This window comes from Lacinutrix sp. WUR7, assembly GCF_016864015.1.
Lineage (GTDB): Bacteria > Bacteroidota > Bacteroidia > Flavobacteriales > Flavobacteriaceae > Oceanihabitans.
Genome location: NZ_CP045067.1, coordinates 3,598,210 through 3,617,709, shown reverse-complemented (window position 1 = coordinate 3,617,709; position 19,500 = coordinate 3,598,210). Strand labels below are relative to the sequence as shown.

Here is a 19,500-nt window from a genome sequence, read left to right as displayed (position 1 = left end):
AACCTGAAAAGGTTGCGTTTTTTATTTTATATAAAGCATGCTAAAGCCATTATTGCTTTATAAAATCGAATGCTGAAAAATCTGACAATAATAGATTACCATTCGAGGTAAACTTAAAAGTGGTGACTATGTCTTTGTCATTTTGAGTTATGGTTAATTTATCCTTATCGACTTTCCAGTCTATAGAAACAATATTAGAAATAATACCTTGTCCTGTAGTTTGTTGATCTACTATGTATCCAGTATTGTTTTCCTCAAAAGTTAATTTGTATTCAGAATTGGCCTTAAAATCATGGCGTAACCATTCTCCAATTAAGGCATTGCTACTATCTTTACAAGAGAACTGTAAAGCGCAAAGTATCACCAGTAAGAATAGATGTATTCTACTTTTCATTATTGTTAGATTAATTAATTTAATAAAATACCAATCACTAGATTTAAGGGAATCATTATGAGGTTATTGGTACGCGTAAAAGTAATGAAAAGAGCACAATATTAAAATAGTAACTGGATAATAATGTAATAAACAAAAAAAGCGCATCCTAAGAATGCGTTTTAGTTTAATAACATAATTCCTGCGAAGGCAGGAATCTCAATTATTAGGTTTAATAAATCCGTTCTAAAAGCAAAAAAAGCGCATTCTAAGAGTGCGCTTTAGTTTAATAATATATTTTGTGTTCTCTGTAAATAGATTCTTGCCTTCGCAGGAATTTACTAGCTATTTAACATCACAGGCATTACTAACATAGTAACTTGTTCTCCTTCATCTAATCCATCTACAGGAGTTAAAATTCCAGCTCTGTTTGGTAAACTCATTTCTAATTGTACTTCGTCTGAAGTTAGATTGTTTAACATCTCTGTTAAAAAACGAGAGTTAAAACCAATTTGCATATCATCCCCTTGATAATCACAAGTTAAACGTTCTTCTGCTTTGTTAGAATAATCGATATCTTCAGCAGAAATATTAAGTTCTGCTCCAGCAATTTTTAAACGTATTTGGTGTGTTGTTTTGTTAGAGAAAATACTAACACGACGCACAGAGTTTAAAAATTGTGTTCTGTCAATACTTAATTTATTCGGATTCTCTTTAGGAATTACTGCTTCGTAGTTCGGATATTTTCCATCAATTAATCTACAAACTAATTCGGTGTTTTCAAAAGTAAACTTCGCATTAGAGTCGTTGTATTCAATAGTTACAGCATCATCACTAGCAGCTAAAATTCCTTTTAAAAGATTTAAAGGTTTTTTAGGCATAATGAATTCTGCAACTTGGCTAGCTTGTACATCTGCACGCGTGTATTTTACTAGTTTATGTGCATCTGTTGCAACAAAGGTTAAACCTTCTGTAGAGAACTGAAAAAACACACCACTCATTACCGGACGTAAATCATCGTTTCCAGCAGCAAAAATAGTTTTGCTAATTGCTGTTGCTAAAATATCTCCAGAAATGGTTGTCGAACTAGGGTTTTCTAATGCTACAGCTTTTGGAAACTCAGCACCATCTGCATATGCTAATGCATACTTACCATGGTTAGAGCTAATTTCTATCGTGTTATTTTCTTCTACAACAAAAGTTAACGGTTGCTCCGGAAAAGTCTTTAAAGTGTCTAAAAGTAAACGAGCAGGAACTGCAACGCTACCTTCATTATCACTTTCTACATCTAGTTTAGAAGACATGGTAGTTTCTAAATCACTTGCAGAAACTGTTAGTTCGTTATGATTTAATTCGAATAGAAAATTATCTAAAATCGGTAAAGTGTTCGAGCTGTTAATTACACCTCCAAGAACTTGTAATTGTTTTAGTAAATAGGTACTTGATACTATAAATTTCATGTATATAATACGTTAATTCGTTTCAATATTGAATAGATACAAATATATTCTAAAGCTAGTGAAAATGGAAACAAACTTATTAACATTTATTCCTGCGAAGGCAGGAAACTTTTTATTGTTTTCTAGATACTATTTCGCATACTTTTTTCTTCGGAAGAAATTAAAAATAAATCCGAAAACACCTAATAAAACTAATGGTAACAGAATATTTACTATTTGCCATTTTGCTTTTTCGGATGCTACTTTTTTAGGATCTAAAAAAGCTACCGCAATTTCTTTTGTGCGAATGTTTATAAGTCCATCGTCGTCTAATAAGTAGTTTACGGCGTTTAGTAGGAATTCTTTGTTTCCGTAGGTTTGTCCAGTCCATTTATCAAAACCAAGTTCTTCTGGTCCGTTTCTACCCACATCATTTTTAATAATATCCCCATCTGCAATGACAATCATTTTAGTAGGTATGCTGGTATTTAATTCGTTTTCTAAAGCAAATGGCTTTATTCTATTGTTGTATACCGAAGTAAATTCTCCTTCTAACAACACCGCAAGATTCTGACTGCCTTTGTCATATTGTGTAGGGTCCGGTTCTTTTTGTGTCATTTCTAAACTCACCTCACGTGGTGTACCATCTAGCTTAGTAAGCACAGAGCTTTTTAAGAGAATAGTCTTATCAATATTGTTTTTTAAGGTGTCTATTGGATTCGCAAAATCAAACTTCACCAAATTTAAATTATTGGTAATCGCATGCTTACTTTCTGCATTTACTAATGGCGAATAGTACCAAGGAAGTTGCTGGAATTGCGATTGACTACCTTCTCCAGAAGCTAAAGTGATTGGAGCAGAGTAGAGGTCGTTTACCAAAGATGGATTAATACGAACACCATACTTAAAAAAGAAATCGGTAAGATTTAAATTTCTAGCAGTTGCAACACCTTTTCCTGTCGGATTATACAAGCTGTCTTTTTCTATCGCTACAGCATCTACTAACCAAAGGCTTTTTCCGCCTTTCATAGTAAATTGATCTAAGACCAGTTTTTCTTTTTCAGTGAATGCTTCAGTAGGTTTTGCCGAAATAATTAAATCGAATGCATTTAACGCTTTGGATGTTTTTTGCGGATTGGTTGCAACGCTATCTAAAGTAAAAGGAGCAATAAAATAGTAGTCGCCAATCGTTTTTACAAAATCGAAAATGTATTTATCTTCTAATTGATTATTTCCTCTTAGTATGGATACTTTGCGTTTTTTCGGATTTACTAATTTGCTAAATCCATCGGCAAAAGCATATTCTAAATGCTGTACGGAGTTGGTTACTAATTCTTGTTGTGTCGCTCCAATCTTCGTTTTTACTAAAGGGATTTTAACCGTTTCCCCATTATGACTCGCTAAAGCCCAAGGGAAAATTACTGCTTGGCTAGACTTTCCACTTTCTTGAACGGTTAATTGCATTGGGATTAAACCGCGATCATTTAACTGTTGCATGCTGCGTTCGCGAGTTGCTTCGTCTGCAATCGGATTGATGAAATGAAATTTGATGTTAGCATTCTGTGCTTCAAATTCTTCCAGCAGTTGCTTCGTTTCGTTTTTAAGTCGTCTAAATTCCGTAGGAAAATCTTCGCCTTCTAAAAATACATCTACTAAAATTGGCGATTCTACCTTATCTATAATCTGTAAAGCAGCATCACTAATGGTATAACGTTTGTCTTGCGTTAAATCATAGCGTTGGTATAATCCGCTTTTCGCTGAAAATATATTGAAAACCAAAAGACCTAAAGGCAATAAAAGAAAGATTGCATAGTCCTTTTTTACAAATGGTTTTGTTTGAATTTTTCTAGAAGTGAAGAAAATAAATAAAACAGTGACACTTAAAAAGTAAACAATATCTCGAGTATCTAAAACACCACGACTCATGCTTTTATAGTGTGCACTCATGCCTAATTGCTCTACAAAAGTGCTAGACATATAGTCGGCAATACCTTGAAAACCAATATAAAAAAGGAAACATAAAAATACCGAAGTAATAAATGCTACAATTTGATTATCAGTGATACTAGAAGTAAATAAGCCAATTGCGGTATACGCTGCGACTAGAAATAATAAGCCAAAATAGGAGCCAAGTGTGCTACCAATATCTAGATTTCCTTGCGGACTACCAAGTTGGTTTACTGTATATACATAAAGTAGTGTTGGTAAAAGCGCGATTAATATTAATACCAATGCGCCAAAATATTTTCCAAGTACAATGTGTAATTTACTAATAGGTTTGGTAAGTAAAAGTTCTAGCGTTCCTTGTTTTTTCTCGTCACTAAAACTGCGCATGGTTACTGCGGGAATTAGGAAAATAAGAATCCAAGGTGCTAGTAAAAAGAAGGAAGATAAATCGGCAAAACCATTATCTAGAATATTGAATTCTCCTTTAAATAACCAAAGGAATAAACCGTTTAGCAATAAAAATATAGCAATCACCAAATAACCTATTGGTGAAGCGAAGAAGGAGTTGATTTCTTTTTTAAGTATAGCAAACATATAATATATATTCTTTCATTACGAGTCGAATAGCGACTTGGTAATTAATTTCTTTTTTATTTCAATTAAAAAAAATGTCCCGCTTGGATAGCAAGGAATGTTTTATAATTTGGTTTTTTTCTTGTAAATCTCCATCACCTTTACAGGTAATTTTTCATCCGATTTTTCAAGTTTTAATCCGTATTTTTTTAATGCCTCATGAAATGTTTCTGTATTAGATAAATCCCAATCTAAATCAATATCATATTCTCCAGTTAATCCCGTTTGGTCAACAACAGGGAGCTTATTGAAATTTTCTATATAATCTACAAGTTTAGAAATTGTAATCTTTTTAGTTTTAAGAATTGGTCCCATAAACATGAATTCTGTTTCTTTTGCTGAAGATTCTTGAATACTATTATCTATGTTTTTTAAGACGTAACAGGCAAGAGTATCTATTCCCATTTGTGCATTTATACCTAATTGCTGGTTCAGAAAATCAATTCCAGTTTGTTTCCATTTATCTTGATATTTTGAGGAAGCTTCAATAAGCATATTGTATTTATGTGCTTCATCATACGGGAAATCGGCTTCGCTTAAACTGTCTTTATAAACCATTCTACTTGGCGATGATATATCGAAAAGTGTTTGGTATAATCTAGGAATGGTACTATTCCATATTTCGACACCATTAATATTCCCATCTATATCTTTTAAAACTTGGGAACCTCCTCTTTTGTCTTGGTCAAAAGTTTTTAATTCTATTCTGTAATTTGAATTAGAAATCGATTTTATTGTTTTTACTTCTAAATTTGGATCAATGTAATAGTCGTCTTTAACTTCTAAACTAATTTTATCATTAACAATAAGGTCTGTTAAAACTTCTTTATTTATATTTTCTGGACTTGTAATTGCTCTAACAATACCTTTTTTATCAATGATTATAGAATGCGGAATTATTTTGTACTTAAAATTATTTTGATGAATGGTATCTGAAACAATTCGTAGTTTCGTATTTGTACTTTTAATGAATTTTTCTAATCGTTCGCTATTTTCGGTGGAAATAGTAATTACTTCTATTTGGTCTTTAAATTCGGTTTTAAGGCTATCTAGTTTTTTCATTGCAGGAATGCAAGGTCCGCACCAAGTTGCCCAAAACTCTAGGATTACTACTTTCCCTTTTAAATCTTGAATGGTAACCTCATTATCCACACTGTTTAAAACGTTTTTAAATGTGTAATCAGGAACTTGCTCTCCAATTTTGGCAATTGGTGTTTCTTTTTTACAAGCAACTAAGCAGATGGTTAGGGTTAAAATAAATATTCTTTTTAACATGCTTTATTTATTTGTTTTTGTTGATGCGTTTATTTGTTTTGGTACCAATATTGATTTTTCACTTACGGAACACGGAACACGGAACACGGAACACTCCTTACTCCAGAGAAGCGACTTTATCCACACTCCAAGCTTCTGGTTTTCCATTAAATAATGGTTTTGTTTTTGCCCAGATATCTTTAAATAAATCCGATTGTCTGTAATTTTCTAAATCGGCTTCCGCTTCCCAATAACTATAGGTGAAAAATATATTCGGATTTGTTTTATCTCGGTATAACTCTAAGAAACGGCAACCATCAAAGTTTCGTATAGATTCTTTCTTTTCATTGAAATTTTCTAAAAATTCTTCAATTTTAGAAGGATCAAAACTCATTTTTACAATTCGAACAAACATTTTTTAAAAGTTAAAAGTTAAAAGTTAAAAGTTAAAAGTTAAAAGTTAAAAGTTTCAAAGTGAATTTCTCTAATTCAAAACTAATTTTCTATAATTTATTTGCTTTACGCTTCCAACGATGACTATAAACTGCGACTGCAAAAAAAATTATACTTTATTAATATTAATAGTTACCGTATCTCTAAGTTGTAAACCCATTAATGTAGCAGCACTACCAACGGTACTTGTGTTACTTTTATAGAGTGCAATTTCTAAATAGTTAGAAGAGTTAAAGACCACAACACCACGTCCTTCATCATGTCTTTTTTCTTCCGGAATATCGAAATCTATAATATCACTATACTTTTTGTGGATGGTTTTAAACTTGTAATTTCTAGCAGATATTTCAAAATCACGACCTTTGTGAATTTCTTCAAAAAAAGATTTTCTAATATTAGTAACCACATTACCATAATTATCAATATAAATAATGCTTCCTATAATTTGCGTTTTTTCATCGTTTACAAAAGGATGTATATTGTTTGTCGGTTTTATATCGGTTATTGCTTTTCCTATAACTTCTAGAGTTCCACCTCGAGCCATATGTGATGCTACTTTTACAAACACATCTAAAACGGGAAAGCTAGTAACTATTTTATCGTGAATATTAATTTCTACAATTTTCTCTGGCGCAATTTCGGCACAAATCATACTCATAATACCATTATTGGCACAAATAAAATAATGGCCATCTAACTTTACAGCGATGTGTTTGTTTTCCGGATTTATTTCTGCATCAATACCAATTAAATGAATAGTGCCTTTTGGAAAACTACTATATGCATTTTGGATGATATATGCCGCTTCTGGTATATTAAATGGCGACACAGAATGCGAGATATCAACAATTTTAACATCAGGAATTTCACTATAAATAGCTCCTTTTATCGCACCAGCAAAGTGATCTTTCTCACCAAAGTCAGTCGTTAATGTTATTATTGCCATGAATTATTGTTGATATTTTTTTAACATAACACACCTTAAAATTGTTTAAGTTTGTTTAGCTTTCTAATTGGATAACAAATCTAATAAAATGGAACAGATTAATATAATTAAATCGATGCGCTTTTGAACGAATTAATAATTGAACTTGAAGAAATTACTCCAAAAGAATTTTTTGGATCTGGAAATGAAAATATTAAACTATTAAAAAAACACTTTCCAAAATTAAAAATTGTCGCTAGAGGCAATGAAATTAAGGCTTACGGAGAAGAAGAGCTTTTGGACGAGTTCAATAGGCGAATCAACATGTTGATAAAACATTTCGCCAAGTATAACAAGCTAGATGAGAACGTTATTGAACGTGTTTTAACCAGCAATACTAGTGATGATTATGCTACAACCGCAAAAAGTGGAGAAGCTATAGTGCATGGTGTAAACGGAAAAATTATTAAAGCCCAAACCGCAAACCAACGTAAATTGGTAGAGCTTATGCGTAAAAACGATATGGTTTTTGCCATCGGTCCAGCAGGAACAGGAAAAACATATACAGGTGTTGCGTTAGCAGTAAAAGCATTGAAGAATAAAGAGGTGCGACGTATTATTTTAACACGTCCTGCAGTAGAAGCTGGTGAAAATTTAGGATTTCTTCCGGGAGATTTAAAAGAAAAATTAGATCCGTACATGCAACCTTTATATGATGCATTACGCGATATGATTGCTCCAGAAAAGTTGGCGCATTATATAGAAAACGGAACCATTCAAATTGCACCTTTGGCGTTTATGCGCGGACGAACTTTAGATAACGCATTTGTTATTTTAGATGAAGGCCAAAACACCACACACGCACAAATGAAAATGTTTTTAACCCGTATGGGGAAAAATGCAAAGTTCCTTTTAACTGGTGATCCCGGACAAATAGATTTACCGCGTCGTACGGTTTCAGGACTAAAAGAAGCGCTATTGGTTTTAAAAGATATTGAAGGTATTGGCATGGTTTTCTTAGATGATAAAGACGTTGTTCGTCATAAATTAGTGAAAAAAGTCATCGCAGCATATCGAAATATTGAAAATCTAGACGGTTAATTTTTTTAGAAGCCAGGAACCTGCTTTCCGCTATATCTTTTTACTTGTTCTCGATACAAATTTGCAAAAAAGCAAATCCACTCGAACTGACGTAAAAAGGATGCCGCTGCAATCAGGGCTGGAAATCGAAACTAAAAAGTTAATTTTGTCATTCTGTACTAAAATTCAGAAGCAATAATTTATAAAAAGGAATAAGTAACACAACTAATAGTTATATGTCATGCTGAGCTAGCCTGTACAGAGCGCAGTCGAAGTGAAGCATCTCAAATAAAGCAAAAAAAATGAGTAATACAATTACAGATACCAACTTTAATTTTCCAAACCAGAAAAGTCTTTACAAAGGAAAAGTAAGAGCTGTTTATAACATTAATGACCAAGAATTAGTCATGATAGCAACAGACAGACTCTCTGCTTTCGATGTGGTGATGCCAAAAGGAATTCCGTACAAAGGGCAAATACTAAACCAGATAGCAACCAGCATGATGAAAGCTACCGAAGATGTGGTGCCAAATTGGTTAACCGCAACGCCAGATCCTAATGTGGCTGTCGGACATTTATGTGAGCCTTTTAAAGTAGAAATGGTAATTCGTGGGTATATGTCTGGTCACGCAGCAAGAGAATATAAAGCAGGAAAACGTATGCTTTGTGGTGTTGCTATGCCAGAAGGAATGAAAGAAAACGATAAGTTTCCTGCGCCAATTATTACACCTGCAACGAAAGCAGAAATGGGAGATCATGACGAAGATATTTCTCGTGAAGATATTCTTGCAAAAGGAATTGTTTCTCAAGAAGATTATATTGTTTTAGAAGATTACACCAGAAAATTATTTCAACGAGGAACAGAAATAGCTGCTTCTCGCGGATTGATTTTAGTGGATACTAAATATGAATTCGGAAAAACTAAAGACGGCAAAATCGTTTTAATTGATGAAATTCATACACCAGATTCTTCGCGTTATTTTTATGCGGATGGTTATCAAGAGCGTCAAGATAAAGGTGAAGCGCAAAAACAACTTTCTAAAGAGTTTGTACGTCAGTGGTTAATTGCAAACGATTTTCAAGGTTTAGAAGGGCAAACTGTTCCTGTAATGAGCGATGAATATATAGAAACCGTTTCCGAAAGATATATCGAGCTTTATGAAAAAATCATGGGAGAGCCATTTGTAAAAGCAGATGTTTCTAATATTCAAGAACGCATTGAGAAAAATGTTTTAGCGTATTTGGCAAAATAGCATTAATAATACTTATAAAAAAAAGACCTAGTGATTACTAGGTCTTTTTTTATGCTTACTCTTTAGGATAACGATCTACATCTTTATATTGCCAGATCAAATTCACAATTTGCCAGTTTCCATCTAGTTTCATTAGATGTAAATATTCTACCCAATTATCAGATACTAGTTTCACATTTGCAATACGATTGTAAATATCCAGAATGATCACTTTGTTATTTGGTGGAACAGGGAATTGGGTATTCGATTTATTCCAAGAATTTGCAAAGACAATCATTTGCTCTTTTGTGGTTCTTTTGGAGTATTCTTTTTTTGTGCTTCTATCCCAACCAATGGTTACTTTGTTTAAGCTGTCATTCAATACCTCATTCATTAGTTCTGGTTTTAATTGTTGTAAACCAATTAAATAACCCAGTGCTTTTTCTTTGATTTCTGTAGAGTCTTTTACAGTAGTAGCTTTACTTAAAGCTATTTCAGCGTTAGAATAAACATACCTATCTCTAATAAATTTTCCAGCGGTATCATAATAATTAAGCTGAATATTATTACCAATACTATCGTATATTTTTTCACCAATAGAAAATTGCCATTGGTTCATTGTTAAATTGTTTTTACTATCATGATAGCTATATTTAACATGATTTTGCATAGCATCAAATGTATCTTGATAAGAGGCAACACCAACAATGTTTTCTGTGATTTCTAGTTTGTCATTTAAATTATAATGTCCTTTTGGAGTGCCGTTTTTATCCATTTTTATCAATGTTGTTCCAAATTCAAAATATGGAGAAACATTAACTTCTTCATCTTTTAGGTTAAAGCGTTTTTCAATAATGCCATCTTTTGTTTTTGTCCATTTATATGTAGCTATTTCCCAATTCGATACTATAGGATTATTGTCTAAATCATAAAATGCAAGCTTTATTTTGTTTCCTTTAGTGTCATAGGTATATACTTCTTTAAACACTTCTCGGTCGTTAGTAATAGGTTTATTGTTTGGATCAAAAAAAGTCCTTGTTTCTTTATTGTCTTCATAAGTAATACGCATTTTATAAACTCCAATAGAAGCTAAAGGATGCTTTTTTTCAGTGTGATAATGCGAATTAATAATTTCGATTAACCTATTCTCATTATCATAAATAAAGGTGTAATGAGATGTAGATTTTGCTGTTTCTTTTGAAATAGGATGAATTCCTGCAAGTACAATATATGGCGATACATGATTGTATCTTAAATGTCTGAAATGTTTTTCTTCCGAATGATCTTGAGCATGTAAAGAAACTGTAATACATAAAAAGAATAGTAATTTTAATGATTTCATGAGATTGATTTTTGATGGATGAGTATTAGCTGAACTAAATTAGCGTATTAAATTTATAAGTCAATAGCTTTTATTACATTTATAAAAAATACTACCATTGCAAAAACTAGATCAATTTATAGCAGATTTTGCCTCATTCGTTTGGGGACTTCCGTTACTCATTTTATTAATTGGAGGAGGTTTGTATCTTCTAATCTTATCTCGATTTTTACCCTTTCGTTATTTAGGTCATGCCATACAAGTACTTCGTGGTAAATATGATAACCCAGAGGATAAAGGAGAAATCACCCATTTTCAAGCCTTAACAACTGCTTTGTCTTCTACCATTGGTATGGGAAATATTGCAGGAGTAGCAGTCGCAATTTCTATTGGCGGGCCAGGAGCTGTATTTTGGTTATGGGTTAGCGCAATTATTGGTATGGCTACAAAATTCTTTACTTCTAGTTTGGCAATTATGTATCGTGGGAAAGACAGCGAAGGTAATACGCAAGGCGGACCCATGTATTTTATTATGGAAGGTTTAGGGAAACATTGGAAGCCTTTAGCGGTGTTTTTTAGTCTTTGCGGATTAATAGGCGCGTTGCCTGTTTTTAATGTAAACCAGTTAACACAGGCAATTAATGATATTGTTTTAAAACCCAATGGTGTAGCTGTGAATTTCACTTCTAATTTAATTATTGGTCTTATTTTAGTTAGTATTACTTCGGTGGTTATTTTAGGTGGATTAAATCGAATTAGTAAAGTGGCCTCTAGGTTAGTGCCAAGTATGGTATTGCTTTATTTTGTGCTAATTCTTATTATTTTGTTCGCTAATGCGGAAGTGGTTCCAACGTATTTCAAACTTATATTTACCGATGCTTTTACAGCAGAAAATTATAAAGGTGATGCCTTTTTAGGCGGACTTCTAGGAGGATTAATCATTTTAGGAATTCGTCGTGGTGCATTTTCTAATGAAGCAGGAATTGGTACAGCACCTTTAGCACACGGAGCAGCAAAAACAAACGAGCCAATTCGGGAAGGTTTAGTCGCGATGTTAGGTCCTGCAATTGATACCTTGATCGTTTGTACGCTTACTGCTTTGGCAATTTTAGTAACAGGAGTTTGGCAAACTACCGAAGCGAATGGCGTGAGTTTAACAGCAAATGCTTTTGGAGCGGCAATGCCAACCTATGGTAGATATTTACTGCTGCTTTGTATTGTGGTTTTTAGTGTGTCTTCCTTGTTTTCATATGCCTATTATGGTGGAAAATGTTTGTCGTTTTTAATCGGAGAAAAGAATAAGCATTACTACAACTATTTTTATATTCTAAGTATTATTCTTGGAGCAACCACATCGTTAGCATTAATGATTAATTTAATAGATGGTGTTTTTGCATTGATGGCAATACCAACTATGACAGCCACTTTAATTTTAGCACCAAGAGTAGTAAAAGAAGCGAAAGCGTATTTTAAAAGAATGAAATCTAGTTAACTTTAAAAAAAATAAAAGCATAGAACTAAAAGCGAATTAAGCCTTATTAATAGAAGCTTTAAACTGTTGCGGCGTCATCAATTCCATTTTTTTGAATTGTCTGTTAAAATAACTCGTGTTATTAAATCCGGATTTAAAAGCAATCTCAGACATCCTAAAATCGGAAGATTCTTTAATCAGTTTTTTTGAAAATTTAATTTTTTCCGAATTTATATAATCAATAGGAGAGATTCCTAATGTGTTTTTAAACTGCCTGTGAAAGTGAGAAGCACTCATATATGCTTTCTTAGCCAACACGTCTACAGACATGTCTTTATTGGTTAAATTTTCTTTAATAAACTTAATAACCGTTCCTATTCTAGTATCATTAAAAACTTGATGCGGATCATTTATTATTAAGGATTTAGCTTTTGTTTGCAACAGCCTAACAATTAACTCCTGAATCATTAAATCTAATAATACATCCTTCGATTTATTATTGTTGGTAAACGTATACGTTAATCGTTCTATTAGATGATTGACATCGGTATTGTTTATTAAATGTGAAGAGGTTTCGTCTAAATCCCAAGTGTTATTTTCATTTTCAATAGCTACTTGCTGATTGAATTTTTCAACAACCTCATCAATTTTAAAAGCATCAATGCCTAAGGCTAAACATTGCGTCGGATTCTCTTTTGTTGCCACTGGAAAATCAATAACCATTTCCTTATTAGTTGGCATGACTACAGATTCACCAGGGAAAAAATCAAAAGGTTCAAAACCGTCAATATGCATGATTTTCTTTCCAGTAAGCATACTTGCAATAATAGGAAAGTTAAATGTTAGGGATATTTTTTCCGCGAAAGCGTGTGTTTCAAAAATATTGAGCTCTGCATAATCTGCACTATAGGTGGTTCTATTCTCTACCAGAGTGGTGAGTTTTCTGTGGTTTCTATGTTGATGTAATAACGATTCCATACTCAATGTTACAAAATTTTAGTTAACAAATCTGTTAATAATAGATATGTTCAAAACTATGATAAATACGTGCAAGGTAATTAGGATATGATAAAATAACTTTATCAAAAATAAAGATAATATATTTTTTAGATTAAAAAATTATCTAATTACTAATTTAACAAGAATTTATATGAGTTATTCTAAACCGAAATTTAAAGAAAAATATGGCAATTTTATAAACGGAAAATTTGTAGAACCCATAGGTGGTCAGTATTTTGAGAATACGTCACCAATCGATAATTCCTTTATAGCAAAATATCCTCGTTCTCAAAAAGAGGATGTAGAAATGGCTCTAGATGCAGCGAATGCAGCAAAGGAAGCTTGGGGAAATACTTCGGCAACAGAAAGAGCAACCTTATTAAATAAAGTAGCAGATATTATTGAGGCAAATCTAGAAGAGTTTGCGCTTATTGAAACTTGTGATAACGGAAAACCTATTCGCGAAACGCTAAATGCAGATGTTCCTTTAGCAGTAGATCATTGGCGTTATTTTGCAGCTTGTATCCGTTCGGAAGAAGGAAGCGCAACCGAGTTAGATCAAAATACTTTGTCCATGAATATTAAAGAGCCTCTAGGTGTTATCGGACAAATTATTCCATGGAATTTTCCTCTGTTAATGCTGTCCTGGAAATTACCTCCAGCTTTGGTAACAGGAAACTGTGTGGTTTTAAAACCTGCAGAACAAACACCGTCTTCAGCGACTTTCTTAATGGAAAAAATTGCAGACGTATTTCCTCCGGGAGTTGTAAATATTGTACACGGTTTTGGTCCGGAAGCAGGAAAACCATTGGCGTCTAGCGCTAAAGTAGATAAAGTAGCGTTTACAGGAGAAACAACAACAGGACAATTAATCATGCAGTATGCGTCCAAAAACCTAAATCCGGTGACTATGGAATTAGGAGGGAAGTCTCCAAATGTGTTTTTTAATTCGGTGATGGATCATGACGATGCGTTTTTAGATAAAGCGATTGAAGGTGCTGTTTTATTCGCTTTTAATCAAGGGGAAGTATGTACAGCGCCTTCTAGAATTTTAGTGCAAGAAGATATTTATGATGCATTTATGAAGCGTGTTGTGGAAAGAACAAATGCTATCATTCAAGATAATCCGTATGATGTGAATACTATGGTTGGTGCACAAGCATCCAAAGACCAACACGAGAAAATAAAATCCTATATCGAAATAGGAAAAGAAGAAGGTGCAAAAGTATTATCTGGAGGTGCTGCAAATGAACTTAGTGGGAATTTAGCAAACGGTTTCTATATCAAACCAACGATATTAGAAGGGCATAACAAAATGCGGGTTTTTCAAGAAGAGATTTTTGGACCTGTAGTTTGTGTGACTAAATTTAAAGATGAAGCGGAAGCTATCGAGATTGCTAATGATACGCTTTACGGATTAGGAGCAGGAGTTTGGACGCGGGATGCACATCAATTATATCAGATTCCAAGAGCAATAAAAGCCGGTCGTGTTTGGGTAAATTGTTATCATGCATATCCTGCGCATGCGCCATTTGGAGGGTATAAAAAGTCTGGATTTGGTAGAGAAAACCATGTGATGATGCTTAATTATTATCGTCAAACCAAAAACATGTTAATCTCATATGATAAAAACAAATTAGGTTTCTTTTAAAATATTTTGATTAATAGCGCTAAAGGCTGAATTGAGTTATAATTCAGCCTTTTTTAATACCTTTAAATTATGGAAAGAATAGCAATTACAGATGCAGCAACAAAAGTTTTAGAACAGTTAAAAGCCAAACATGGTGACTTGATTTTTCATCAAAGTGGAGGCTGTTGTGATGGATCTGCACCAATGGTTTTCGAAAAAGGAGATATGTACTTGGACGAAAGTGATATCTTATTAGGAACTTTAAATGGAGTGAATTTCTATATGAACCAAGACCAATTCGAATATTGGAAGCACACACATTTAACGGTAGATGTAACGGAAGGTCGTGGTGCTAGTTTTTCTTTAGAAATTCCACTAGGACTTCGTTTTTTAATCCACTCCCGTTTATTAACCCAAGAGGAAGAAGCTTTTTTTAATAGCTGATATTCTTATCAATATTGCATTTTAATAATTTAAGCTCTAAAAATCCATGGTATTCTTGATTTTAGGGCTTTTTTTATGTTTAATAATTAAATTTTTAACAATTGATTTTTTATTTTATTGCTAAATTGATATATTTATGCTAAATTAATATATATGACAGTAGATTTATGTCCTAATTGCGGATCAGACCATTACATTAAAAGCGGAATTGTTAACGATAGACAGCGTTATAAGTGTAAAAAGTGCAATTATTTTTTCTCTGTGAATAAGATAGGAAAGAAGATAGATGACTACTACGTTAATAAATCGCTTCAATTGTATTTAGAAGGGTTAACCTATCGTGAAATCGAACGTATTTTAGGAATCTCTCATGTTAGTATCATGAATTGGGTGAAAAAGTACAATATTAAACGTCCGCATAATGCTAATTACCATCCAACATATAAAATTTTAAATGCTTCAGAATTAGGTGTTTATTTTAGTAATTCTGAAAATATAAAAGGAGCAGGTGTTGTAGTTACTGAGTTGGGAGATAAATTTATGCTTATTAAATGGGAACGATTTAAAAGTTAGTATAGTAATTTAACAAAAAGATATATTAATTTTTTGTTAACAGATTGTTTTTTAGAGATTAGTGGTGCACACAAAACCAATTATTACTAACTAATCCTTTAAACAATGAGAAAACAAACCCTTTTATTGGCAGGACTCTTTTTAATGTCCTTTCAATTTATGACCGCTCAAGGCTCTCCAGATTATGATGGAGGACTTAAGTTTAAATTTAACGAAGAAGGTTCTAAATATCTTCGACTTATTTCTTGGGCACAAGTCCAAGCAAATTATAATACAGACGAAACATTTGATGCTAACGGAAATGAAAATAGTAAATTAAACTTCAATTTACGTCGTGCTCGTGTTTTAATGTTTGCACAAATTAGCAAAGACTTCTTAATTTTAACACATTTCGGATTAAACAGCTTAACAAGTACTACTTTAAGTCCTACAGGAAAAGGAGATGGTTCACAACTCTTTTTTCATGATGTTTGGGCCCAATATAATGTAGGCAAAAATCACACTGTTGGTGGAGGGCTACATTATTTTAATGGTATTTCTAGATTAAATAACCAGAGTACCTTAAACATGATGACTTTAGATAATAATCGACAATCCTGGGCTACTATAGGGTTATCCGATCAATTTGCACGCCATTTAGGGATTTTTGCAAAAGGTAAATTTAACAAATTGCAATATCGCGTTGCCATTAACGATGCAGCCAATGCTACTTTAGATGGTAGAGATGCTTCAGATAGAACACAAGTTGCTGCTGGACAAGCAGTATATAATGGTCGTTCTACTTTAGGTTCTAAAGATGCAGGAAAAACGTATGCAGGATATTTTGATTACCATTTCTTCGATCAGGAATCTAATTTTTTACCATATAAAGTTGGAACCTACTTAGGTACTAAAAAAGTATTCAACGTAGGAGCAGGTTTCTTTTTACATCCAAAAGGATCTGTTGTAGATAACGGAACCTTATTAAATCCAGATTTAAAAGGGGAAGATGTTTCCATATTTGCTGTAGATGCTTTTTATGATGCACCAATAGGAGATAAAGGTAGCGCCATTACTGCGTACGCTGTATTTCAAAGTAATGACTACGGAAAAGATTATTTGTATAGTGCTTATGGTACAGGAGACATGCTATATGGTCATGTTGGTTATGTATTTAATGGGGATAAAACAAAAACAAGATTTCAACCTTATGTAAGTTATGGTTCGCATAGTTATGATGCTACAAGTGATGACAGAACAACATTAGGAATAGGTGTTAATGCTTTTATGAGTGGGCATAACTCAAAACTAACCTTAGAATATAACAATCAACAATTTGGTGCCGTAGATACAAACACTATTTCACTTCAAGCAATGATATATCTATAAAATAAATAACTATGAGTGATAAACAAGACAACGCTACCGCGTACTGGAAAGAAAACATCAAGTATTTAGCAATATTACTTGTGATATGGTTTGTTGTGTCCTTTGGATGCGGCATATTATTTAGAGAAGAATTAGATACCATTAGACTTGGCGGATTTAAACTAGGATTCTGGTTTGCCCAACAAGGTTCTATATATGTATTCGTGATTTTAATATTCGTTTACGTAAGACTAATGAATAAACTAGATAAAAAATACGGTTACGACGAGTAATCCTAAACTAATCTTAATAAAAAAACAAAAATTATGAGTGTACAATTTTGGACATGGTTATTAGTAGGGATTACTTTTGCCTTATATTTTGGAATAGCAATCTGGGCAAGAGCAGGCTCAACAAAAGAATTTTATGTTGCTGGTGGAGGCGTTTCTCCTTTAGCAAATGGTATGGCTACCGCAGCCGATTGGATGAGTGCCGCCTCCTTTATAAGTATGGCAGGAATTATCTCCTTTTCAGGATATGATGGCTCTGTGTATTTGATGGGATGGACTGGTGGATACGTGCTACTTGCATTATTATTAGCGCCTTACTTACGTAAATTTGGTAAGTTCACCGTTCCCGATTTTATTGGAGATCGATATTATTCAAACACCGCTAGAACCGTAGCAGTAATTTGCGCATTAATTGTATCATTTACGTATGTTGCAGGTCAGATGCGTGGTGTAGGTATTGTGTTTTCTCAATTCTTACAAGTAGATATTAATTTAGGAGTACTTATTGGAATGACCGTAGTACTAACATTTGCTCTTTTAGGAGGAATGAAAGGAATTACATACACGCAAGTAGCACAATATTGTGTCTTAATCTTTGCTTTTATGGTTCCTGCATTTTTCATCTCGATGCAAATGACAGGAAATATCATTCCGCAAATAGGAATGGGAGGAAAAGTAGAAGGTGGCGCTTTTCTGCTAGATAAACTAGATTTATTACATACAGAACTCGGCTTTAACGAATACACAAGCGGAACAAAATCTACATGGGATGTATTTGCAATTACTTTAGCATTAATGACAGGAACAGCTGGATTACCTCACGTAATTGTGCGTTTCTTTACAGTGCCTAAAGTGAAAGATGCACGTAAATCTGCAGGTTATGCGTTATTCTTAATCGCAATTTTATATACAACAGCACCTGCAATTGCCGTTTTCTCAAGAACAAATCTAATAGAAACGGTAAGTAATAAAGAATACAAAGAAATTCCTGTATGGTTTAAAAACTGGGAAGACACTGGATTAATTGCTTGGGCAGATAAAAATGGCGATGGGAAAATACAATACGTAGCGGGAAGCGCTTTATCCAGCAAAAAACCAGTGTATACAGATGCAAGAGGAGCTCATGGAGAACGTATGGTATCTAACGCAAGTGATGCTGAAAATGAATTGTATGTAGATAGAGATATCATGGTATTAGCAAATCCAGAAATTGCTAATTTACCAAATTGGGTAATTGCATTAGTAGCAGCCGGTGGACTTGCAGCAGCATTATCTACAGCAGCAGGATTGCTTTTAGTAATCTCTACATCTATTTCTCACGATTTAATTAAAAAACAATTAAAGCCAGATATTTCAGATAAAAATGAATTAACAGCAGCAAGAATTTCCATTTTTGTAGCAATTTTAATTGCAGGTTACTTCGGAATTAATCCTCCAGGATTTGTGGCAGCAGTCGTCGCACTCGCCTTTGGTCTCGCCGCAGCCTCCTTTTTTCCGGCCATTATTTTAGGAATTTTTGATAAACGAATGAATAGCCAAGGTGCCATTTCAGGTATGATTGTAGGTATCGTTTTAATGATGTTCTATATGATGAAATTTAAACTGAACATGTTTGGTGGTGGAACAAGTGAAGATTGGTGGTTTGGTACTTCTCCTGAAGGATTTGGTACCATTGCAATGCTAGTAAACGTTGTAATTTCATTAGTCGTTTCACGTATGACACCAGCACCACCTCAAAATGTACAAGACATGGTGGAAAGTATTAGAATACCTTCTGGAGCAGGTGAAGCTTCAGACCATTAAAATATTGAGTTTTGTCTTATATTCTTTTAGCTTTTGCTGAAAAATAAGGAACTTAATTTAATTTAGTTAGTTTGAGAATCAGCATTACATTTATGTAGTGCTGATTTCTTATATTAGTAGCATTACTATTTTTTCGCTTTCGCGGAAAGAAAAACAACCAATCCATGAAAAAACGCCACGAACAAAAGCTTGTCGTACTATCGATAGCATTGTTTCTTATTTTTAATATACCATTCATCTTAATTTTTAATTTTGAAGGCGCCATTTTTGGTATTCCAACTTTATA

General features: G+C 33.3%; 17 protein-coding genes. 9 read left to right on the top strand and 8 right to left on the bottom strand.

The window, feature by feature from the left end:
• Positions 1 to 49: 49 nt before the first annotated feature.
• The 6 genes from FG167_RS15730 to FG167_RS15705 all read right to left on the bottom strand — a co-directional run bounded on the left by FG167_RS15730 (position 50) and on the right by FG167_RS15705 (position 7,045).
• Positions 50 to 394: a hypothetical protein gene (locus FG167_RS15730; RefSeq protein ID WP_203459164.1), complete on the bottom strand. Its 345-nt coding sequence runs from the start codon at positions 392 to 394 to the stop codon at positions 50 to 52.
• A 320-nt stretch (positions 395 to 714) separates the two neighbouring features.
• Entirely contained in the window at positions 715 to 1,833 is a 1,119-nt protein-coding gene (dnaN, locus tag FG167_RS15725) for a DNA polymerase III subunit beta (RefSeq protein WP_203459163.1), read from the bottom strand.
• Between the two features lie 129 nt (positions 1,834 to 1,962).
• Positions 1,963 to 4,353 (bottom strand): gliding motility-associated ABC transporter substrate-binding protein GldG, encoded by a 2,391-nt coding sequence (gldG, locus tag FG167_RS15720; protein WP_203459162.1) that lies wholly within the window; start codon positions 4,351 to 4,353, stop codon positions 1,963 to 1,965.
• A 102-nt stretch (positions 4,354 to 4,455) separates the two neighbouring features.
• Entirely contained in the window at positions 4,456 to 5,667 is a 1,212-nt protein-coding gene (locus FG167_RS15715) for a TIGR03435 family protein (protein WP_203459161.1), read from the bottom strand.
• A 97-nt stretch (positions 5,668 to 5,764) separates the two neighbouring features.
• Complete coding sequence (locus FG167_RS15710; RefSeq protein ID WP_203459160.1) at positions 5,765 to 6,061, bottom strand: putative quinol monooxygenase; 297 nt, start codon at positions 6,059 to 6,061, stop codon at positions 5,765 to 5,767.
• A 147-nt stretch (positions 6,062 to 6,208) separates the two neighbouring features.
• A complete protein-coding gene (locus FG167_RS15705) occupies positions 6,209 to 7,045 on the bottom strand; it encodes an S-adenosyl-l-methionine hydroxide adenosyltransferase family protein (RefSeq protein ID WP_203459159.1) in 837 nt (278 codons plus the stop codon).
• Between the two features lie 123 nt (positions 7,046 to 7,168).
• Here FG167_RS15705 and FG167_RS15700 point away from each other — a divergent pair, with 123 nt between their 5' ends.
• Positions 7,169 to 8,125: a PhoH family protein gene (locus tag FG167_RS15700; RefSeq protein ID WP_203459158.1), complete on the top strand. Its 957-nt coding sequence runs from the start codon at positions 7,169 to 7,171 to the stop codon at positions 8,123 to 8,125.
• 281 nt (positions 8,126 to 8,406) lie between these two features.
• Entirely contained in the window at positions 8,407 to 9,357 is a 951-nt protein-coding gene (locus FG167_RS15695) for a phosphoribosylaminoimidazolesuccinocarboxamide synthase (protein ID WP_203459157.1), read from the top strand.
• Positions 9,358 to 9,412: 55 nt separating this feature from the next.
• Here the strand turns inward: FG167_RS15695 and FG167_RS15690 are convergent, their stop codons facing one another.
• Complete coding sequence (locus tag FG167_RS15690; protein WP_203459156.1) at positions 9,413 to 10,678, bottom strand: nuclear transport factor 2 family protein; 1,266 nt, start codon at positions 10,676 to 10,678, stop codon at positions 9,413 to 9,415.
• A gap of 97 nt (positions 10,679 to 10,775) precedes the next feature.
• Here FG167_RS15690 and FG167_RS15685 point away from each other — a divergent pair, with 97 nt between their 5' ends.
• Positions 10,776 to 12,149: a sodium:alanine symporter family protein gene (locus FG167_RS15685; RefSeq protein ID WP_203459155.1), complete on the top strand. Its 1,374-nt coding sequence runs from the start codon at positions 10,776 to 10,778 to the stop codon at positions 12,147 to 12,149.
• 36 nt (positions 12,150 to 12,185) lie between these two features.
• Here FG167_RS15685 and FG167_RS15680 read toward each other — a convergent pair whose 3' ends face one another.
• A complete protein-coding gene (locus FG167_RS15680; protein ID WP_203459154.1) occupies positions 12,186 to 13,106 on the bottom strand; it encodes an AraC family transcriptional regulator in 921 nt (306 codons plus the stop codon).
• A 172-nt stretch (positions 13,107 to 13,278) separates the two neighbouring features.
• Here FG167_RS15680 and FG167_RS15675 point away from each other — a divergent pair, with 172 nt between their 5' ends.
• From FG167_RS15675 to FG167_RS15650, 6 genes are all read left to right on the top strand, one after another.
• Positions 13,279 to 14,778 carry an aldehyde dehydrogenase family protein gene (locus FG167_RS15675; protein ID WP_203459153.1) on the top strand — a complete coding sequence of 500 codons (1,500 nt, stop codon included), beginning with the start codon at positions 13,279 to 13,281 and terminating at the stop codon, positions 14,776 to 14,778.
• A gap of 69 nt (positions 14,779 to 14,847) precedes the next feature.
• Positions 14,848 to 15,201: a DUF779 domain-containing protein gene (locus tag FG167_RS15670; protein WP_203459152.1), complete on the top strand. Its 354-nt coding sequence runs from the start codon at positions 14,848 to 14,850 to the stop codon at positions 15,199 to 15,201.
• Positions 15,202 to 15,354: 153 nt separating this feature from the next.
• Complete coding sequence (locus FG167_RS15665) at positions 15,355 to 15,774, top strand: helix-turn-helix domain-containing protein (protein WP_203459151.1); 420 nt, start codon at positions 15,355 to 15,357, stop codon at positions 15,772 to 15,774.
• Positions 15,775 to 15,879: 105 nt separating this feature from the next.
• Positions 15,880 to 17,142, top strand: a complete 1,263-nt coding sequence (locus FG167_RS15660) for a hypothetical protein (protein WP_203459150.1) — start codon at positions 15,880 to 15,882, stop codon at positions 17,140 to 17,142.
• Positions 17,143 to 17,153: 11 nt separating this feature from the next.
• Positions 17,154 to 17,414, top strand: coding sequence for a DUF4212 domain-containing protein (locus FG167_RS15655; RefSeq protein WP_203459149.1), 261 nt, complete (start codon positions 17,154 to 17,156; stop codon positions 17,412 to 17,414).
• 33 nt (positions 17,415 to 17,447) lie between these two features.
• A complete protein-coding gene (locus FG167_RS15650; RefSeq protein WP_203459148.1) occupies positions 17,448 to 19,214 on the top strand; it encodes a sodium:solute symporter family protein in 1,767 nt (588 codons plus the stop codon).
• Positions 19,215 to 19,500 lie beyond the last annotated feature (286 nt).